Origin of the sequence: Flavobacterium sp. NKUCC04_CG (genome assembly GCF_019345525.1) — a bacterium.
Taxonomy (GTDB): Bacteria; Bacteroidota; Bacteroidia; order Flavobacteriales; family Flavobacteriaceae; genus Flavobacterium.
Map to the genome: position 1 here is coordinate 42,517 of NZ_JAHKRA010000007.1, position 18,876 is coordinate 61,392.

Genomic DNA, 18,876 nt, shown 5'->3' on the forward strand with positions numbered 1-18,876 from the left:
CCGCCCAAGAAGATTTGTCTGTTAATAGCAGCGATTGATGTAAGGCGATACCATATGACCTTAATATAAAATAAAATCGACATATGAACCCGCCCAAGAAGATTTGTCTGTTAATAGCAGCGATTGATGTAAGGCGATACCATATGACCTTAATATAAAATAAAATCGACATATGAAACCAGATTTATTCCAAGCGCCTGATTATTACTTGTTAGATGATTTATTATCTGAAGAGCACAAATTGGTGCGTGATGCCGCTCGTGCATGGGTGAAACGTGACGTTACTCCTATCATAGAAGAGTTTGCACAAAAAGCAGAATTTCCAAAACAATTGATTAAAGGTCTAGCAGAAATCGGTGGATTTGGACCGTATATACCAGAAGAATATGGTGGAGCAGGATTAGACCAAATTTCTTATGGTTTAATCATGCAAGAAATTGAACGTGGAGATAGTGGTGTTCGCTCAACATCTTCTGTACAATCGTCTTTAGTGATGTATCCTATTTGGAAATACGGAAACGAAGAACAACGTATGAAATACCTTCCTAAATTAGCGACGGGTGAATTTATTGGATGTTTCGGATTGACAGAGCCTGATTATGGATCTAACCCAAGCGGAATGATTACCAATTTCAAGGATATGGGTGATCATTACCTATTGAATGGAGCTAAGATGTGGATTTCAAACGCGCCTTTTGCGGATATTGCTGTTGTTTGGGCAAAAGACGAATCAGGTCGTATTCACGGTTTAATTGTAGAAAGAGGAATGGAAGGTTTTTCTACTCCTGAAACACATAACAAATGGTCATTAAGAGCTTCTGCTACAGGAGAATTGATCTTTGACAACGTAAAAGTTCCTAAAGAAAACTTATTGCCAAACAAATCGGGCTTAGGTGCTCCACTAGGGTGTCTGGATTCAGCGCGTTATGGAATTGCTTGGGGTGCTATTGGAGCGGCTATGGATTGTTATGATACTGCTTTGAGATATTCAAAAGAGCGTATTCAGTTTGACAAACCAATTGGTGCTACGCAATTGCAACAAAAGAAATTGGCAGAGATGATTACAGAAATCACTAAGGCTCAATTATTGACTTGGAGATTGGGTGTATTGAGAAATGAGGGTAGAGCAACTACAGCACAGATTTCAATGGCCAAGAGAAACAATGTTGATATGGCATTGACTATTGCTCGCGATGCACGTCAGATGTTGGGTGGTATGGGAATCACCGGTGAGTATTCTATTATGCGTCACATGATGAACTTAGAATCTGTGGTAACTTATGAAGGTACACACGACATTCACTTGTTAATTACAGGTATGGATGTTACTGGATTTCCAGCGTTCAAATAAGAATAATTAAAGGTTAAAATCATACCAAAAGCTTCTCTTAATCGGGAAGCTTTTTTAATTTTGTAAAAAAAGAGTCATGACCATTTCAGAAATCAACCAACGGATTGAGCCGCAACGCAAAATGTTGTTGCAACACAGTTTATATCAGAAAATTCAAAGTATTTCGGATTTGCAAACTTTTATGCAGGCACATGTGTATGCCGTTTGGGATTTTATGTCGCTATTAAAAGCCTTACAGCAAAAACTAACCTGCACTACCATTCCTTGGTTTGCTTCGCCCAATCCCGAAACCCGTTATCTTATAAACGAAATCGTGTTGGCAGAGGAATCGGATTTAAGTATGGATGGGCGTCGTTTGAGCCATTTTGAAATGTATGTTGAAGCCATGGAAACGTCCAATGCCGATACCAATACCGTAACGGCATTTTTAGCCTTAGTACACCAACATAATTCTGTGGAAATAGCTTTAGAGCAGACGGATTTACATCCGAAAATCAAAGATTTTTTAAACTTTAGTTTTGGGGTAATCGCCGGTGGAAAAAGTCATGAAATCGCTGCGGCATTTACCTTTGGTAGGGAAGACTTGATTCCCGATATGTTTACGGAAATTCTAAGAAATTTTGAACAGCATTTTCCGCAGACAGATTTGTCTAAATTGATTTATTATTTTGAAAGACATATAGAACTGGATGCAGACGAACACGGACCGATGGCGATGAAAATGATTGCAGAGCTGTGTGGTACAGACGTGAATAAGTGGGAAGAAGTAGCGGTGGTTTCCATAGCAGCTTTAAAAAAGAGAATTGGCCTTTGGGACGCTATTGAAGAACAAATAGAAGGCACTAAAAAATAAAAATAAAAACATTAGATATGGAAAATTTACAAAATAGAAAAGCCATAGTTACCGGTGGTGGCCGTGGATTGGGTAAAGCAACGGCTATAGCCTTGGCTAATGAAGGAGTTGATGTGGCGATAACCGGTAGAAATGAAGCCAACCTACAGGCTACGGTAAAGGAGCTTCAGGCTATTGGAGTAAAGGCTACCTATGCTGTTTTTGATGTGGTTGATCGTGCGGCGGTACAAACGGCAGTCGAGAAACTGATTCAAGAATTGGGCGGTATCGATATCTTAATCAACAATGCGGGAATTGCAGAATTCGGAAGTTTTATAGATATGGAGGCAGCGCGATGGGAGCAAATTTTAATGACCAACGTGATGGGCGTTTACAATGTAACCAAAGTGGTATTGCCTCACTTAATAGCAAAAAATTCGGGTGATGTAGTGAATGTAGCATCAACAGCGGGATTAAACGGTAATCCGACAACCTCGGCTTATTCGGCATCTAAGTTTGCTTTAATTGGAATGTCGGAATCCTTGATGAAAGAAGTTCGTAAAAACAATATCCGCGTTTGTACGCTGATTCCAAGTACTATTGCTTCTGATATGTCTGTTGATTTAGGGTTGACGGACGGAAATCCAGACCGTGTTTTACAACCGGAAGATTTTGCAGAATTGGTTGTTGCCGGTCTAAAATTACCGCGACGCGCGATGTTAAAATCCGCTTCCTTATGGTCAACGAATCCTTAAAAAAAGGTTGCCTAAATAGGCAACCTTTTTTTTGAAACGGATGCAAAAGCCGTTAGAATTTACCCTATAGCGCTCTATATCATAATATATTCCCTCCTCCACAGGAATGGCTTTCTTGTAGCTTGAATTCCCTACTTTTGATTCTGGATTTAGTTACTTCCTGTTTACTAATCTCAATATGTCGCCAAAAACACCGCGAGCGGTTACTTTGGCTCCCGCCCCAGCGCCTTGAATAACAATAGGGCGGCTGCCATAGGACTCGGTATATATTTCAAAAATAGAATCGGACCCTTGTAATTGTCCCAAAGCACTAGCTTTGGGTACCGAAATTAACTCAACATCGAGTTGAGCCCCCTCTTGCTGACTAAGGTCTCCATGTAAATCGCCTACATAGCGCAAAACGTGATTCGCATCTTGTTTTGCTTTAATCTGACTGTATAAAGGATTGAGCTCTTCTAAACGTTCCAAAAAATGAGTAACCGATCCCGATTGCAGCTTTTCAGGAATTAGATTTTGTATTCTTATATCAGTCATTTCGTTCGCTAAGTCGAGTTCTCTAGCCAAAATTAAGAGTTTTCTAGCCACGTCATTTCCGTTGAGGTCTTCTCTTGGGTCGGGTTCTGTAAATCCGTTGGAAATGGCCATTTCTAAAACGCTACTCAAGCTGGATGTTCCTTCAGAAAATTCGTTAAACAAATAACTTAGTGTACCAGAAAACACACCTCGAATCCGCGTGATGTTTTCACCCGACTGATGTAATAGTTGTATGGTATCTATAAGTGGGAGGCCGGCACCCACATTGGTTTCATAGAGAAACTCCTTATGGTGTTTTTTAAGTTCACGGCGCAATTTCTGATAAAATTCAAAAGATTGGGTGTTGGCTATTTTATTGGCGGCAACCAAGTCAAACCCATTGCGAATCCATTGTGGGTAGGTTTCTGTGAACGCTGCACTGGCTGTAAGGTCCACGGCTATTAAATTTTCCAAATGGTAGTGATCGGTCAGTTCAAAGACCGATTCAGGACTGGAGTGTAAATCGCTGTTATTTAAATTATTTTCCCAGTCATCTCCAATTCCATTGGGGTCAAAAAGCAATTGTTTGGAGTTGGAAATTCCAACGATGCGAACCGAGACCTTTTTCTTTTCTTCTAAGGTTACTCGGGTTTGTAAAAGTTGTTGGATCAATACACTTCCCACGGTTCCAACACCGAATATAAACAGGTTGATTTTTTTATTGATTCCAAAAATTTCACCGTGTATGATGTTTAAGGCTTTTTGCAATTGATGGTGGTGTAATACCAGACTGATTTGACGTCCTGTTACCGTGTTGCTTATTAAAAGCGGTACAATTTGATTGTTAATCAAAGCATTGTATGATCGATTAAAAGTAGATAAATCCTGACCTATAATGGAAAGCACCGAAACATTTTCTAGGGGGAAAATCTCGCTGATGTCTTGTGTTTCGATCTCTTTTTTAAATTCCAATCGCAAAGCTTTTATCGCCTGTTGAGTATCTGTCGCATGAACCACAAACGCAATGCCGCGTTCCGATGCTCCTTGAGCAATCACATTAACGCTGATTTGATGCTGTGCCAAGGTTTCAAAAATGCGTGCATCGATACCTACCTTACCCAATAAGCCTTTGCCTACGAGTTGTATAAGGCTTGTTTTTTCCAACACGCTTAAGGCGCGTATACCGGTGCTCTTGGAGTCGGCACTAATCAAGGTTCCTACATCTTCAGGGTTAAAGGTGTTTAGAATACGCAGTGGGATTTGTTTGTTCAATAGCGGAATTATCGTTTTAGCATGGAGGATACTCGCACCTAAATGTGCCATTTCATTAGCTTCTTCATAACTCAAATCTTCAATTTTTTGAGCGTTGTGTACCCAATCGGGATTAGCGGTATAAATACCGTTTACATGAGTATAACTCTGTAGTTCCGAGGCATAGAGATAGGATGCAAACAGCGAGGCGCTGTAGTTGCTTCCGTTTCTCCCCAAAGTGGTGGTTTCTCCAGTAGAGGTGGATCCAATAAAACCAGTGATAATTCCAATTTTACCGTTTAGATTTTCTTCAAAATAAGCCAAAATGTTTTGACGCGATTCGGGGTCAAGTGGTTGTGCTTGACCAAAATTTTGATCAGTCTTTAGTAAAAGTCTGGCGTCAACAAAATGTACGGGCAGTCCTTTTTGAGATAAATGATGCGTAATGGTTTTTGCCGCAATAATTTCGCCCTGAGCCAAAAGTAAATCTTTGTGTTTAAGACTGTAATCACCCAGCAGTGAGATACCTTCAAGTAAATTATCTATCAACTTGAGCTCTGCACTGATGTCGCTAGGGCTATGCGTATAGTGCTGTTCTTTTATTAGTGCTAAAGCACTTTTATGATTTTCTCTTTTTACTGCTTGTTCCAATAGGTTTTCTAATTGATTGGTGGTGTCTCCGAATGCAGAAACCACTACGTGAAACGGGCTGTTGCTTTTATATTGTTTTTCTATAATCGAGAGTACCGTTTCAAAACCTTGAGGCTGAGCGAGCGATTTTCCGCCAAATTTTAATATTTTCATTCTTTTTTCTGTTTTTAAGTAAGTTCCATGGGCGATGTTAATTATAGAGTCAAAACTTGTTTGTTTCGGATTCTACTAAACGATGAGGATATGGTGCGTGGTGTTTTTAATTTTACGGCTCGGTCAGTGGACTACATCTTTGTTTTGTGTTTTAGTCCGTTTTTCAGTAATTTAAACTTCAAAATAAAGGTTTTAAAAAGCGGCTTAATTGGTCTGTTTCGATTAAGAAGGCGTCGTGTCCGTGTATGGATTCGATTTGATATAAGTAAGTTTTTTCGGAATGGGCTTTTAAAAAAATTGCGGACTGTTCTATGGCTGCTGCTGTGAAAAAAAGGTCTGTGTCAATACTGATTTGGTGAATTTCAAGTAATTTGTTTGAGGCGAGTTTTGCCAGATCCTCTTCTTGATATGGTGCGCCTATGGTTTTTAATAGGTGGTTCATCAACAGATAGGAAGATAAGGCAAAGCGTTCGTTGAGCTTTTGTCCGTGGTATAACAGCCAACTCTCCGTTTGGTAAAGCCCGTCGTCTTGTTTATTGCCTTTAAACTTTTGTATTATCGATGCTGGAGTTCGATATAAAAACATGGCATGTACACGAGCATCGTAAACCGGTTGCGATGAATTTTGCAATATTCGTTGTTGAATTAAAACGTTTCCAAAGATCCAGTCGTTGGCTTTCCAATGGGTGGCAATAGGGATTAAATGGTGGATGGTATGAGGTCTTTGAAATGCCATTTCCCAAGCGATGCCTCCTCCTAGACTGCCTCCGATGACAGCATGGATACGCTTAATTTTTAAAAGATCAATACCCTTCCAAAACAAGTTGGCTACGTCATAAGCACTCCAGTTTTCCCAATCCAACACCGGATTTCCGTAGCCATTCCCAGGAATGTTAAAGGCCAGCACGGTATAGTGGTTGGTATCGATGGTTTTTTCAGGACCTATCAGTGTTTTCCACCAGCCGTTTTCTCCGGTTACTGTGGCATTTCCCGTTAAGGCATGCAGTACAAAAACTACTGGAGCGGTATGAATGGGACGCCCAAATACTTGATAATACAAGCTAACTTGTTGTAAGCTACCGTTTATAAAACGGGTTGGATTAAGGGATAAACTTAGAAGTGAATTCATGAGTACTAATTAATTATAGTTTTAAAAAAGCCTGCTGTAAATCGCGTTTTAAATCGGCTATATTCTCGATGCCTACGGATAGGCGAATTAAGTCGGTAGTTACGCCAGTTGTTTTTTGTTGTAGCTCGTTTAGTTGTTGATGAGTAGTACTGGCGGGGTGAATAATCAGCGATTTGGTGTCGCCTATATTGGCAACTAAGGAAAACAGTTCGGTGTTGTCAACTACTTTTTTGGCTGCCTCATAGCCGCCTTTTAAGCCAAAAGTAACCACGCCACTTTGTCCCTTTGGGAGGTATTCTTGAGCGAGTTGATATTGTGAACTGGATTTTAAACCGGGATAATTTACCCAGGCTACAGCGGCTTGTTGTTCTAGCCATTGTGCTAGTTCTAAGGCGTTTTCGCTGTGTTTTACAATTCTTAAGGGCAGGGTTTCTAGTCCTTGTAAGATCTGAAAAGCATTGAATGGACTTAAAGCAGCACCTAAATCGCGAAGTCCTTCGATGCGAATTTTAGCTATATATGCCGCATTGCCTAATGCCTGATGATATACCAAACCGTGGTATCCGTCGGAAGGCTCGGTGAATTCTGGAAACAGACCGTTAGACCAATCAAAGGTTCCTGCATCGATAATGACACCTCCTAAAGAAGTTCCATTTCCAGAGATGTACTTGGTTAAGGAGTGGATTACAATATTGGCACCGTGGGCAATCGGATTCCATAAATAAGGTGTTGCAACTGTATTGTCGACGATTAACGGGATTTTGGTTTCTTGGGTTATTTTGGAGATGGCTTTTAGGTCTAAAACATCGAGTTTTGGATTTCCTAAACTCTCTACAAATACAGCACGTGTGGCTGGGGTAATCGCTTTTTTAAAGTTGATAGCGTCACTAGGATCAACAAAAGTAGTGTGTATGCCAAGTCGGGGAAGGGTAACGCTGAGTAAATTATAAGTACCTCCATATAAACTACTCGATGCTACGATATGATCACCACTTTTTAATAAGGTGAGTAGTGCGGTAGCAATAGCTGAAGCTCCAGAAGCGGTTACTACGGCGCCTATACCTCCTTCTAGAGCGGCCAAACGCTGTTCGAGTATGTCGTTGGTTGGGTTGTTCAGGCGGGTATAAATATATCCCGGAGTCGATAAATTAAATAAACCAGCGGCGTGTTCGGTATTCTTAAATACATAGGAGCTGCTTTGATAGATTGGAATGGCTCGTGTTCCGGGTGCGGCATTAATTTGATGACCGTGATGTAAAGCTTGGGTTGAAAAATGTGTTGTACTCATGATTTTTGGGTATTTAAATGGATAAAGGGTTATAAAATAAAAAAAGTCCTTTTGGCTAGGGCCAAAAGGACTTTAAGTAAAACTTTCTGATCGTTTTATTAACTTGACTTTAGGCAATAGCGGAGGTGGATGTGCATCATCATTTGCATCATCATCATTGGTGTTCCGTTATTGTTGGTCGTACTGGTAATCATTTTGAAATTTTTTTAAACAAAAAAAGCCTTTGCGTGGGCAAAGGCTTTTAAGATGTATTTTTATAGTTGAATTATAAACACAGCAAGCCTTGCGGATTTTTCCACATCATTGGCATTAGCATGTTTACAATATTTAAAGTCATTTTTGTTATTCTTTTGTCTGACAAATGTAGAAAAGAAAAAGTGATATAAGCAAGAAAAAATAAAAAATTAACGTTTTTATTTTGTTTTACCACTTATAATTTTAGGTAGAAATCCTTTACGAGCTCAGTGAATTCGGGAGTATATTGATGTCTTTCGACTTCCAAAATAAGTTCGTCTATAACGGTATCTGGGGTGTTTTTTCTGCTAAAGGCCAATAGTGAACGCTTGATTTCTGCTGTGGGATGACCCTTTACACGAGTTGTTTTTAATGGAAACAGTCCTTTTTCACGAGCCAGTTCGGTAAAATGAAGCTCTTCTTTAAAGGGAATGATAACCGAAAAAATGCCTTCTTCGGCCAAAAAAATAGAGGCAGCTTTAAGGAGTTCTTCAAAGGGCAAAGCAAATTCAAAACGGGCTAAATCTCTTTTTTCATCGGAGGTTTTGTAGTCTTCCGTATAAAAAGGGGGATTGGCAACAATCAAATCATAGACGTCTTCAATTTCATCGACAAATTCATCTAAACCGGCATGATAACAAAATAAACGGTCGCTCCAGGGGCTGTTTTCAAAATTTCCAACGGCTTGTTCGTAAGCATCATCGTCGATTTCTAAGGCATCAATTTGTTCTGCAAAACTGCGTTGTGCAAGCATAAGAGCTATAAGTCCTGTGCCGGTGCCTATATCTAAAACGCTGTATAGTGTTTGGGGTAAGGGAGTCCATGCGCCCAACACAACACCATCTGTACCCACTTTCATGGCACAGCGATCTTGTTCGATAGTAAATTGTTTAAAGCGAAACATAATCAAAAATTATTTTTCGAGATAAATATCAATTAACCCAACAGGGGCATTAAGAATTACTTTGTTGTTTTTACGGTCGATTTCGTGAATAAACTCATCAATCATTGGAATTAGAATTTCCAATTCATCACGTTCAATAACGAATAGTGCTTGAGAAACGCTGTCGTTGATATGAACTAATTTTCCGACATAACCGAATTGAGTGTCTTCGACATCAAATCCAATAACTTCGTGAAAATAGAATTTATTGCCTTCCAGTTTAGGAAGCATTTCTAAAGGTAAGTAGATTTCTGCTCCAATAATCTTATCCGCATCTTCTTCAGAGTGCATGTCTTCAAATTGAATACGCAAAAAATCATTTTTGTGAATGGAAGAAAACTCTATAAAATAAGGAACCAAGTGTCCGTTGAATTCAACGAACACGGATTCCAAATTTTCGTATAACTCAGGTTCATCTGTGTCCAAATAGGCCAAGACTTCTCCTTTAAAACTAAATTTTTTGGCGATTTTGCCTAAATAAAAACAATCCTCTTTACGCATATCGCACAAATAAATTTAAGCTTGAGTTTCTTCGTTGTTTTCTTCTGCTACTTCAGCTTCTGGAGCAACAGTTTCTTCTACAACTGCAGCAGCCAAAGCTTCTTTTGCAGCAGCAACACGTTTTGCGTTTACTTCTTTCTCAGCAGCGATTGCTTTTGCTTTCACATCTGCTTTGTTAGTAGATAAACCGTCTTTTTTAGAAGTGATTTTGTTGTCTTTTTCTGCCAACCAAGCTGCGAATTTCGCATCTGCTTGCTCTTGAGTTAAAGCACCTTTTCTAATACCACCTTCTAAATGGTGTTTTAACAATACTCCTTTGTAAGAAAGAATTGCTTTTGCCGTGTCTGTTGGTTGTGCACCGTTGTTCAACCATTTTACAGCACTGTCAACGTTGATGTCGATAGTTGCAGGATTCGTGTTTGGATTGTAAGTACCGATTTTCTCTAAGTATTTACCATCTCTTTTTGAGCGCGCATCAGCAGCAACTACCCAGTAAAAAGGTTTTCCTTTTTTACCGTGTCTTTGTAATCTAATTTTTACAGACATAATATCTTGTGATTAGTTTGAGGTTCCCGACCTCGGTTAAATAATTCTGCAAAGATAATTTTTTTTTGTCAGACCAAGTGTTTTAGTTGCTTTTATTTCAAATAATGTTAAAAGTTAATGTTTTATTAAAAATAAGTTATGATATTAATTTTAAAAAGTTATTTTTGTTTCCAAATCGATTAAGTTCGTAATTAGTTCTAGAAAAGACCACTGCAAAAGCTTTTGTTGTAAGTAAACAACGGTTGGAGTAGGGTAAAGGGTGGGACTTTACAAATGAAATGAGATTTATGTATGGTGTGATTGTATAATCAAGTTGTTTTTTGAGAATAAAATAGCTGGTAAATAAGTTAAAACCGTACGACTTTAATGTAAAAATAAGATCTATATATGAAAAAAATATTCTTTATTCTGGCACTTTCCTTGGGATTTATAGCTTGTGAAAGCGATGTTAAGTTTAATAATCCTGCTTTTGAAGCAGAAAGAAATTATAAAACTGCTTGGAAGGCAAACGACTTTAGTGCTTCTGTTAATGAGGGTGCTTTAATGATTTCAGCTACCGACGGAGTAGAGACTTTGGTTTTAAGATCGGCGGCCTATAATTTTGGAGGAAAATACGATTTAGGTGTAGTGGAAAGCTATAGAGCGAAATTGGTTCATGAATTAGAAGACGGTAAAGAACTTGTTTTTGAAACCGGTGCTAATAAAGGAAGTGGATATATTGAGTTTGCTCCAATAGAAGATCAGGTTCCCGGTACGATAACCGGTAAATTTGTCGTTGCATTAAGAGGTGCAAATGACAGTATCGTTAGTTTTCAAAAAGGTATATTCTATCGCGTTCCTATGGAAGAGGCGAAATAAGAAATAAAGTTAAATTTATTTTTCACTAAAGGCTGCTTTATTTTTTAAAGCGGTCTTTTTTTTAACCCAATTTTAGATTTTAAAACGGTAACTTTGAATTTCTCTTTTTTATAAAAGATTCAAGTCTAATCCTCAGATACTAAGTTATGTATTTAATTTTTGATACCGAAACTACCGGCCTTCCTAAGAGTTGGGCGGCTCCTATTACCGATACGGACAATTGGCCAAGGTGTATTCAAATCGCTTGGCAGTTACACGATGATATGGGGAATTTGGTTGAACATCAAGATTATTTAATCAAACCCGAAGGATTTAATATTCCCTATGATGCCGAGCGTATTCACGGTATTTCTACGGAACTGGCTATGGAGCAGGGAATTCCCTTAGCCGAAGCTTTAAGTAAATTTAATGCTGCCTTGGATAAAGCCAAGTTTTTGGTAGGGCAAAACGTTGGTTTTGATGTCAACATTATGGGATGTGAGTTTCACAGACTGCAAACGCCTAGTGTAATGGCGTCGATGCCGGTACTCGATACTTGTACCGAAGTCACCGCTCAATTGTTAAAACTTCCTGGTGGTCGTGGTGGTAAGTTTAAATTACCTACGCTTACGGAACTGCATTCGTATTTGTTTGGCGAACCTTTTGCCGAAGCACATAATGCTACTGCCGATGTGGAAGCAACTACGCGCTGTTTTTTGGAGTTGATTAAAAGAGATAATTATTCTACGGAGGAATTACAAGCTGATCCAACTTATTTAAAACGTTATAAGGAAGCGCATCCAGAACCTTTTAAAAAGGTAGGGCTCAAACATATAAATCTGCAAAAAGCATCAGAAGATATTCGCAAGCGATTAGAGAAGATGCAGTCGGTTTCCAGTGATGTTTTGGTTTCAGATGAAGATAAAAAACGTTTTGGAGCTGCTAAGTTTGCTCATTTACACAACCATACTCAATTTTCGATTTTACAATCGACTATCTCGATTCCCGCCTTGGTGAAGTCGGCGGCAAAATACAATATGCCTGCGGTTTCTATGACTGATCACGGAAACATGATGGGGGCTTTTTTGTTTGTTAAAACCGTTTCAGATCACAATAAAGGAGTAGAATCCAAAAACAAAGAACTTATAGAAAATGGTGAAGAGCCATTGGAATTAGTCAAGCCTATAGTGGGTTGTGAGTTTTTTGTCTGCGAAGACCATACCGACAAAAAGCGAAAGGACAACGGTTATCAAATCGTTCTCTTTGCTAAAAACAAAAACGGCTATCACAATTTGGCCAAAATGTCTTCTATCGCATACACCAATGGCTTTTATTATGTGCCGCGTATCGATAAAAAAGTCATTCAACAATATAAAGAAGATATTATAGTGCTTTCTGGAAATCTATCTGGAGAGGTGCCTAATAAAATTCTAAACTTAGGAGAAAAACAAGCAGAAGAGGCGTTACTTTGGTGGAAGGACGAGTTTAAAGACGATTTCTATATAGAACTGATGCGTCATAATCAGGAAGATGAAAATCGCGTCAACCAGACTTTGATTGACTTGGCTCGTAAAAATGATGTTAAGTTAATCGCGACAAACAATACTTATTATATCAATAAGGAGGACGCCAATGCGCACGATATTTTGTTGTGTGTAAAGGAGGGTGAAAAGCAAGCTACTCCAATTGGGAGGGGGCGTGGTTATCGATATGGAATGCCAAATCAGGAATATTATTTCAAATCTCAGGAAGAGATGAAGGAGGCTTTTTCCGATTTACCTGATGCGATTTACAACATCCAGGAAATTATTGATAAGGTGGAACCTTTTGTATTGCATCGCGATGTATTGCTTCCGAAGTTTGATATTCCTCAAGAATTTGTTCATGCCGAGGATGAAGAGGGTGATGGACAAGGCAAGCGTGGAGAGAATAGTTTTTTAAGGCATTTGACTTATAAAGGAGCAGAAAGACGGTATAAAGAGATTACGGAAGAAGTTCGAGAGCGCCTCGATTTTGAGTTGGCAACCATTGAGCGTACGGGATACCCGGGATACTTCTTGATTGTACAAGATTTTATTGCAGCTGCTCGAGGGATGGGGGTTTCCGTTGGTCCGGGTAGGGGGTCTGCTGCAGGATCTGCCGTGGCCTATTGTTTGGGAATTACCAATTTGGATCCCATTGCTTATGATTTGCTTTTTGAGCGTTTTCTGAATCCGGATAGGGTTTCCATGCCCGATATCGATATCGACTTTGACGATGAAGGACGGGGGCGAGTTATGGACTATGTAATTGACAAATACGGAGCCAATCAAGTGGCTCAAATCATTACTTATGGTAAGATGGCGACCAAATCGGCGATTAGAGATACGGCAAGGGTATTGGATTTACCGCTCTTTGAAGCCGATCGAATTGCTAAATTGATTCCGGCCATGATGCCGTCTAAATGGAATTTAGCTCGATTTTTATCGGAAGACGAGGCTACGGTAAAAAAAGCTTTGCGTTCGGAAGAATTTGATAAAGTAAAAGAGCTTATTGCTATTGCTAATGAGTCGTCCTTGGCGGGAGAGACCATACAACAGGCGAAGATATTGGAGGGCTCGATGCGAAATACCGGTATTCACGCTTGTGGGGTGATCATTACTCCCGACGATATTACCAAATTCGTACCGGTGACTACTGCAAAGGATTCCGATTTATATGTTACCCAATTTGACAATGCTGTTGCGGAAAGTGCCGGACTCTTAAAGATGGACTTCTTGGGGTTAAAGACCCTTACTTTGATTAAAGATACGATAAAATTAGTAAAATATAGAACGGGTATTGATATAGATGCCGATGAAATTCCGATCGACGACGTTAAGACTTATGAATTGTTTCAACGAGGAGAAACCGTTGGAGTTTTTCAATATGAGTCGCCCGGAATGCAAAAATATATGCGAGAACTAAAACCGACGGTTTTTGCAGATTTAATTGCGATGAACGCCTTGTATCGACCGGGGCCTTTGGAGTATATACCGTCTTTTATTCGACGTAAAAATGGAGAGGAACCCATTGTTTACGATTTGGATGCCTTGGAGGAATACTTAAAAGAAACCTATGGAATTACGGTATATCAGGAGCAGGTAATGCTTTTGTCGCAGAAATTGGCTGGATTTACCAAAGGTGAGGCCGACGTTTTGCGTAAAGCCATGGGTAAAAAACAAATTGAGGTTTTGGATAAGATGAAGCCAAAATTTGTGGAACAGGCTGCGCTTAATGGGCATGATCCAAAGATTTTAGAAAAAATATGGAAAGACTGGGAGGCTTTTGCTTCCTATGCCTTTAATAAATCGCACTCTACTTGTTATGCGTGGATTGCATATCAAACGGCTTATTTAAAAGCGCATTATCCCGCAGAATATATGGCGGCGGTACTGTCTAATAATATGAACGACATCAAGCAAGTAACCTTCTTTATGGAGGAGTGTCGTAGAATGGGCTTAAAGGTATTGGGGCCGGATGTCAACGAGTCCTTTTATAAGTTTACCGTAAATGACGATTATGCGGTCCGATTTGGAATGGGCGCTATAAAAGGTGTGGGTGCTGGTGCGGTAAATACTATAGTGGAGTGCCGTAAGGATGGTAATTACAAATCGATTTTTGATTTGGCTAAACGCATTGATTTGCGTGCTGCCAATAAAAAAGCTTTTGAAAATTTGGCGTTAGCTGGGGGATTCGATTGTTTTGAAGGCACTTTACGTGCACAGTATTTTCATACCGATGGGGATATAAATACCTTTTTAGAAAAGGCAATTCGCTATGGGGCAAAGTTTCAGGAAAACGAAAATTCTTCGCAAGTGAGTCTGTTTGGAGAAAACAGTGATGTTCAAATTCCGGAACCGGTTATTCCGGAGTGTCCAGATTGGAGTACTATGGAAAAATTGGCTAAGGAAAAAGAAGTAGTTGGTATTTATATATCGGGACATCCCTTAGACGATTTTAAATTCGAGATGAAATATTTCTGTAATGTCAATTTGGAACAACTAAAGAATTTGACTCCTTTAGTCGGGCGTACTGTTTCTTTTGCAGGAATGATTAGTAATGTGCAATTTAGAACCTCGATGAAAGGGAAAGATTGGGCGATGTTTACGGTAGAGGGTTATGATGAAACCTATGAATTTAGAATGTTTAATGAAGAGTTTTTGAAATTCAGACATTTTCTTTTAAACAATCAGTTTGTGTATTTTAAAGTCACTGTAAAAGAGGGGTGGATTAAAAATGAAGCCGGTGAGCGTAGTGATCCGCGGTTGCAGTTTTCCGAGCTAAAATTACTACATGATGTGATTCCGACTTATGCAAAAAAATTGATTATTCAAATGAATATCAATGAGCTAAAGGACAATCAAATCGAGAAAATAAGAATGCTTTTTGATACGTATCAAGGTAATAAAACCGTGACTTTTGAGGTGGTTGAATTGGAAAAAGTGCAACAGCGAATAGAAATGGAGGCCATTACTCAATTGGTTCAAGAAGTAGATGCAGATGGAGAACCGGAATTGGATGTCGATGAATCGCGTATCGTGATACCGGAAGTCAAGGAGGAATTTCGTGTTTTAAATAAATTAACCATGCCGAGTAGAAACTCAAAAATAGATATTTCTGCTGACTTATTGGAGGAGTTAGAGCGGTTGCAAGTGCATTTTAGGTTGAATTGATGGGTGTTAATAATAGTGCAATAGATAAAAGTAATCAAGAAGTAAATTAATTATTCAATTATTTTATTAGATTTGTATAAGAAACAAAAAAATATAACAATGGCTTTAGAAATTACAGACGCTACTTTTGAAGAAGTAGTATTAAAATCAGATAAACCCGTAGTGGTTGATTTTTGGGCAGTATGGTGTGGACCTTGTAAAATGTTAGGTCCTGTTATTGAAGAATTAAGTTCCGATTTTGAAGGTAAGGTCGTAGTTGGTAAAGTAGATGTTGATGCAAATCAAGAATTTGCTGCTAAATACGGGGTTAGAAACATTCCTACGGTACTTATTTTCCAAAACGGAGAAGTAGTTGGTCGTCAAGTAGGTGTTGCTCCTAAGCAAACTTATATGGATGCTATCAACGGTTTGATATAATTACTGTTTAAGTTTTAAATAAATAGAGCGCTCTTATGAGCGCTCTATTTATTTACGGTCAATTCGAATTTTTTTTGTTGCGCTCAACGCAAAATAAAAGCATAGCCGCTCCCGTAGTTAGGAATAGTACAGAAAACAGCTTGCCGTTTTTAACTCGAGATACTTCTTCGGTTAGAATAAATAAAACCCCATTGTAAAGTCGGTCGATCGAATCCAGGTTTTTTAATCATGGAGATTAAAAGGTTCCGGAGATTGAAACTAGATTAGGATAGATCGACAGCATAGATGTTTTTTTTACACATATAATAAGCTGCTTTCGCGAGGACACGCAATCCGGGTTGATTAGAGCGCCTAACTTTTAAGAACTACTGTTGGTTTGTGGCAGTTAACAAAAGGTCGTGAGCGTGCTTAAAATTAGTTGGACGGGATTGTTTTGGATAAAGCTTAGGTGATCTGTGTTTCTTTTATATGTGATTCAACATTATTTATTTCGTATTCCAAAAGCGATGTCCTGATTATATGTCCTGTCGTGCATTGGGATATCGGAATCAACAGTTGTGTGGTGAGTGTTTTTCTGTGAATAAATTCTTGCTTGAATGTTTTTGTGAACCCTGCAGGTACGTTGTGTTTATTGGTATTTTGAATAATTAAAAATTATGGAATTTATTTTCGATTTATTTTTCGGTCATTTATTTTTAATGTTGAAATTATTTCAAAAAAATATTGATTTCTATTCGTCTGAGGGTCATTGGTATTAGAAAAAAGCTTTGAAAAAGATTGATTTTTTTACTCTCAAAGTTTGCGTAGTTCCAAAATGGTTGTATATTTGCACCGCATTAGAGCAATGGTTTGGTAGTTCAGTTGGTTAGAATACATGCCTGTCACGCATGGGGTCGCGGGTTCGAGTCCCGTCCAGACCGCTAAAAAGCAAAGAGGATGCCTCTCAACGTGAGAGGCTTTTTTTACCTCTTAAAAAACATAAAGATAGTTGTGTTGTTCGGTACGAGAGTACCTGGTTTAGTAGTTAGACCAATGAAAAGCTTTCCGTAGTAGGAGGGCTTTTTTATACCCACTTCGAATTTTGTGTTTTGGTCTTTTTCCTTCTAATGAGTAATATTTTTTTTGGTTAATAATAATTACTGGTTTGGTAGTTCAGTTGGTTAGAATACATGCCTGTCACGCATGGGGTCGCGGGTTCGAGTCCCGTCCAGACCGCCAGTACAAAGAAGCCTCTCATTTATGAGAGGCTTTTTTGCCCTCGTAAAAAAAGGGATATAATTAGTTGTGTTGTTATAGTACGCAAGTACTAGGTTTAGTAGTTAGACCGATGAAAAGCTTTCCGTAAGGGAGGCTTTTTTATTTTGGGGTAATTTGAGATTCGCAAATGGCTTTAGTAAAGCGACAACCTATTCCGTGTTTGCTCGTATTCTTATATGTACGATATGGTTGGGAGTTGATTCTAAATGTGGTTAATGCCATAGGTATGTCGTGATTAACGTGTTTTAACGTGTTTTAGCGAATTTGACGAAGTAAGTGGCTACTGATGTAAAGAGCGGTTTTTTATTGAATTGAGGCTGCTTGATGGCGTTTGTTGACTAGGTCGTTTTAAAGCCAATAAAAAAAGCGACTACCGATTGGATAGCCGCTTTTAAATGATATTATATGGAAAAAATATTAGTTGATTTTATCAACAGTCAATTGATCCATCGTGAAGTATAAGGCAGTATTTGCTCCCCATTGTCCTACGTCGGTAGTTTCTAAAAAGAACAATAAGTATTCTACTTCTCCTAAAGAACTTAAATCTACTTTATTCCAATCTTGTGAAATTGTTCCTACTTCGTTTCTGAAGTCAACGAAATAATGGGTAACCGGTTTTTCAGAAGAAAGTATTCCTGCTTTGTTTACTCCATAAACATGAACGGCAAAAAAGTCGCCTTTTACAAATTTACGAGAATAATCATCTCCGTGTAAAACCCCGTAATAAGGCCACGGGCTTATAGCTAATGAAACACTTTTGGCAGCATATTGGTTTTTGCTATCCGTTATTTTTACCGTGCTAGAAAAACGTTCTACAGCGATTTTTTCGCCTTGTTGAAGCAAACTGGCATCCGGTTTGTGGTCGGCAAAAGAAACTAAAAACGGAGTTCCTTTACCTTTAACACCGCCTTGAGCCATGGATCCCCATTGATTTTGAAGCCAACCACCTTCTTGGTTTATTTGGTTGCTGTTGTCGTTACTGTTGGATACGGTAAAGCCCATCCAAGTATAATATTCAGGAAATGCGCTATGATTAAATTGAAAAATACCCGAATGTAGTTCTGCGTCCTCTTCATAGGTTTTACTCCAAATAGTTCCACCTGCCGTAGCTTGACCATTACTTAAATCGAAAGTGCTTAAGTCTAAAGTGACATAGTTTGTATTTGCAGACAATACTTTAAAGATATAAGCGTAGAATTGCTCGGTTCCGTTTTCAACAGTTCGTAGCGCGATTCTTTGTTCACCCTCTTTTGTAAAGATATGTGTAAATGATAATTCTTCAGAGATTAAAACATTATTGCTATACCAGAAGAATTTAGTGTTTTCGGGAAAAGTGTTTTTGGGAGTAAATTGAAAGGGTTTGGTAGCAATCGGATTGTCGTCAACACGAATGACTTGTTCGATAGCACTAGGAATGCTCGAGTCGTCGCTACTACAAGAGTTAAGGCCTAATCCTAAGAAAAGGAAAAGTACCAAGCCATAAAATAAATTTTTGTTTTTTGTTTTGATTGTAGTGTTCATCAT

At 38.8% G+C, this 18,876-nt stretch carries 13 protein-coding genes and 2 tRNA genes; 8 read left to right on the forward strand and 7 right to left on the reverse strand.

Going from position 1 to position 18,876, the window contains the following annotated elements; all coding sequences use genetic code 11:
- The first annotated feature begins 172 nt into the window (after window positions 1-172).
- From KO524_RS07175 to KO524_RS07185, 3 genes are all read left to right on the forward strand, one after another.
- Window positions 173-1,351, forward strand: coding sequence for an acyl-CoA dehydrogenase family protein (locus KO524_RS07175; protein ID WP_219292415.1), 1,179 nt, complete (start codon window positions 173-175; stop codon window positions 1,349-1,351).
- Window positions 1,352-1,427: 76 nt separating this feature from the next.
- The gene (locus KO524_RS07180) at window positions 1,428-2,204 is read left to right on the forward strand and encodes a DUF3050 domain-containing protein (RefSeq protein ID WP_219292417.1); all 777 of its coding nucleotides are present in this window, start codon (window positions 1,428-1,430) and stop codon (window positions 2,202-2,204) included.
- Window positions 2,205-2,221: 17 nt separating this feature from the next.
- Entirely contained in the window at window positions 2,222-2,938 is a 717-nt protein-coding gene (locus tag KO524_RS07185) for a 3-ketoacyl-ACP reductase (RefSeq protein ID WP_219292420.1), read from the forward strand.
- 153 nt (window positions 2,939-3,091) lie between these two features.
- On the opposite strand, the gene thrA is transcribed toward KO524_RS07185, so the two are convergent.
- The 6 genes from thrA to KO524_RS07215 all read right to left on the reverse strand — a co-directional run bounded on the left by thrA (window position 3,092) and on the right by KO524_RS07215 (window position 10,147).
- Entirely contained in the window at window positions 3,092-5,506 is a 2,415-nt protein-coding gene (gene thrA / locus KO524_RS07190) for a bifunctional aspartate kinase/homoserine dehydrogenase I (RefSeq protein ID WP_219292423.1), read from the reverse strand.
- 178 nt (window positions 5,507-5,684) lie between these two features.
- Window positions 5,685-6,635 carry an alpha/beta fold hydrolase gene (locus tag KO524_RS07195; RefSeq protein ID WP_219292426.1) on the reverse strand — a complete coding sequence of 317 codons (951 nt, stop codon included), beginning with the start codon at window positions 6,633-6,635 and terminating at the stop codon, window positions 5,685-5,687.
- Between the two features lie 13 nt (window positions 6,636-6,648).
- The gene (locus KO524_RS07200) at window positions 6,649-7,923 is read right to left on the reverse strand and encodes an O-acetylhomoserine aminocarboxypropyltransferase/cysteine synthase family protein (protein ID WP_219292429.1); all 1,275 of its coding nucleotides are present in this window, start codon (window positions 7,921-7,923) and stop codon (window positions 6,649-6,651) included.
- Window positions 7,924-8,353: 430 nt separating this feature from the next.
- Window positions 8,354-9,061, reverse strand: a complete 708-nt coding sequence (locus tag KO524_RS07205) for a tRNA1(Val) (adenine(37)-N6)-methyltransferase (RefSeq protein ID WP_219292432.1) — start codon at window positions 9,059-9,061, stop codon at window positions 8,354-8,356.
- A gap of 9 nt (window positions 9,062-9,070) precedes the next feature.
- A complete protein-coding gene (rimM, locus tag KO524_RS07210) occupies window positions 9,071-9,601 on the reverse strand; it encodes a ribosome maturation factor RimM (protein WP_219292435.1) in 531 nt (176 codons plus the stop codon).
- Window positions 9,602-9,616: 15 nt separating this feature from the next.
- Window positions 9,617-10,147, reverse strand: a complete 531-nt coding sequence (locus KO524_RS07215) for a 30S ribosomal protein S16 (RefSeq protein WP_219292438.1) — start codon at window positions 10,145-10,147, stop codon at window positions 9,617-9,619.
- Between the two features lie 387 nt (window positions 10,148-10,534).
- Here KO524_RS07215 and KO524_RS07220 point away from each other — a divergent pair, with 387 nt between their 5' ends.
- From KO524_RS07220 to KO524_RS07240, 5 genes are all read left to right on the forward strand, one after another.
- Window positions 10,535-11,005 (forward strand): DUF6252 family protein, encoded by a 471-nt coding sequence (locus KO524_RS07220; RefSeq protein WP_219292441.1) that lies wholly within the window; start codon window positions 10,535-10,537, stop codon window positions 11,003-11,005.
- Between the two features lie 146 nt (window positions 11,006-11,151).
- The gene (gene dnaE / locus KO524_RS07225) at window positions 11,152-15,678 is read left to right on the forward strand and encodes a DNA polymerase III subunit alpha (RefSeq protein ID WP_219292444.1); all 4,527 of its coding nucleotides are present in this window, start codon (window positions 11,152-11,154) and stop codon (window positions 15,676-15,678) included.
- Window positions 15,679-15,750: 72 nt separating this feature from the next.
- Window positions 15,751-16,095 carry a thioredoxin gene (gene trxA, locus KO524_RS07230; protein WP_255555187.1) on the forward strand — a complete coding sequence of 115 codons (345 nt, stop codon included), beginning with the start codon at window positions 15,751-15,753 and terminating at the stop codon, window positions 16,093-16,095.
- A gap of 846 nt (window positions 16,096-16,941) precedes the next feature.
- Window positions 16,942-17,015: transfer RNA gene (locus tag KO524_RS07235), tRNA-Asp, on the forward strand.
- 221 nt (window positions 17,016-17,236) lie between these two features.
- Window positions 17,237-17,313: transfer RNA gene (locus tag KO524_RS07240), tRNA-Asp, on the forward strand.
- A 456-nt stretch (window positions 17,314-17,769) separates the two neighbouring features.
- Here the strand turns inward: KO524_RS07240 and KO524_RS07245 are convergent.
- On the reverse strand, window positions 17,770-18,876 hold the full coding sequence (locus KO524_RS07245; protein ID WP_219292447.1) for a DUF4465 domain-containing protein: 1,107 nt from the start codon (window positions 18,874-18,876) through the stop codon (window positions 17,770-17,772).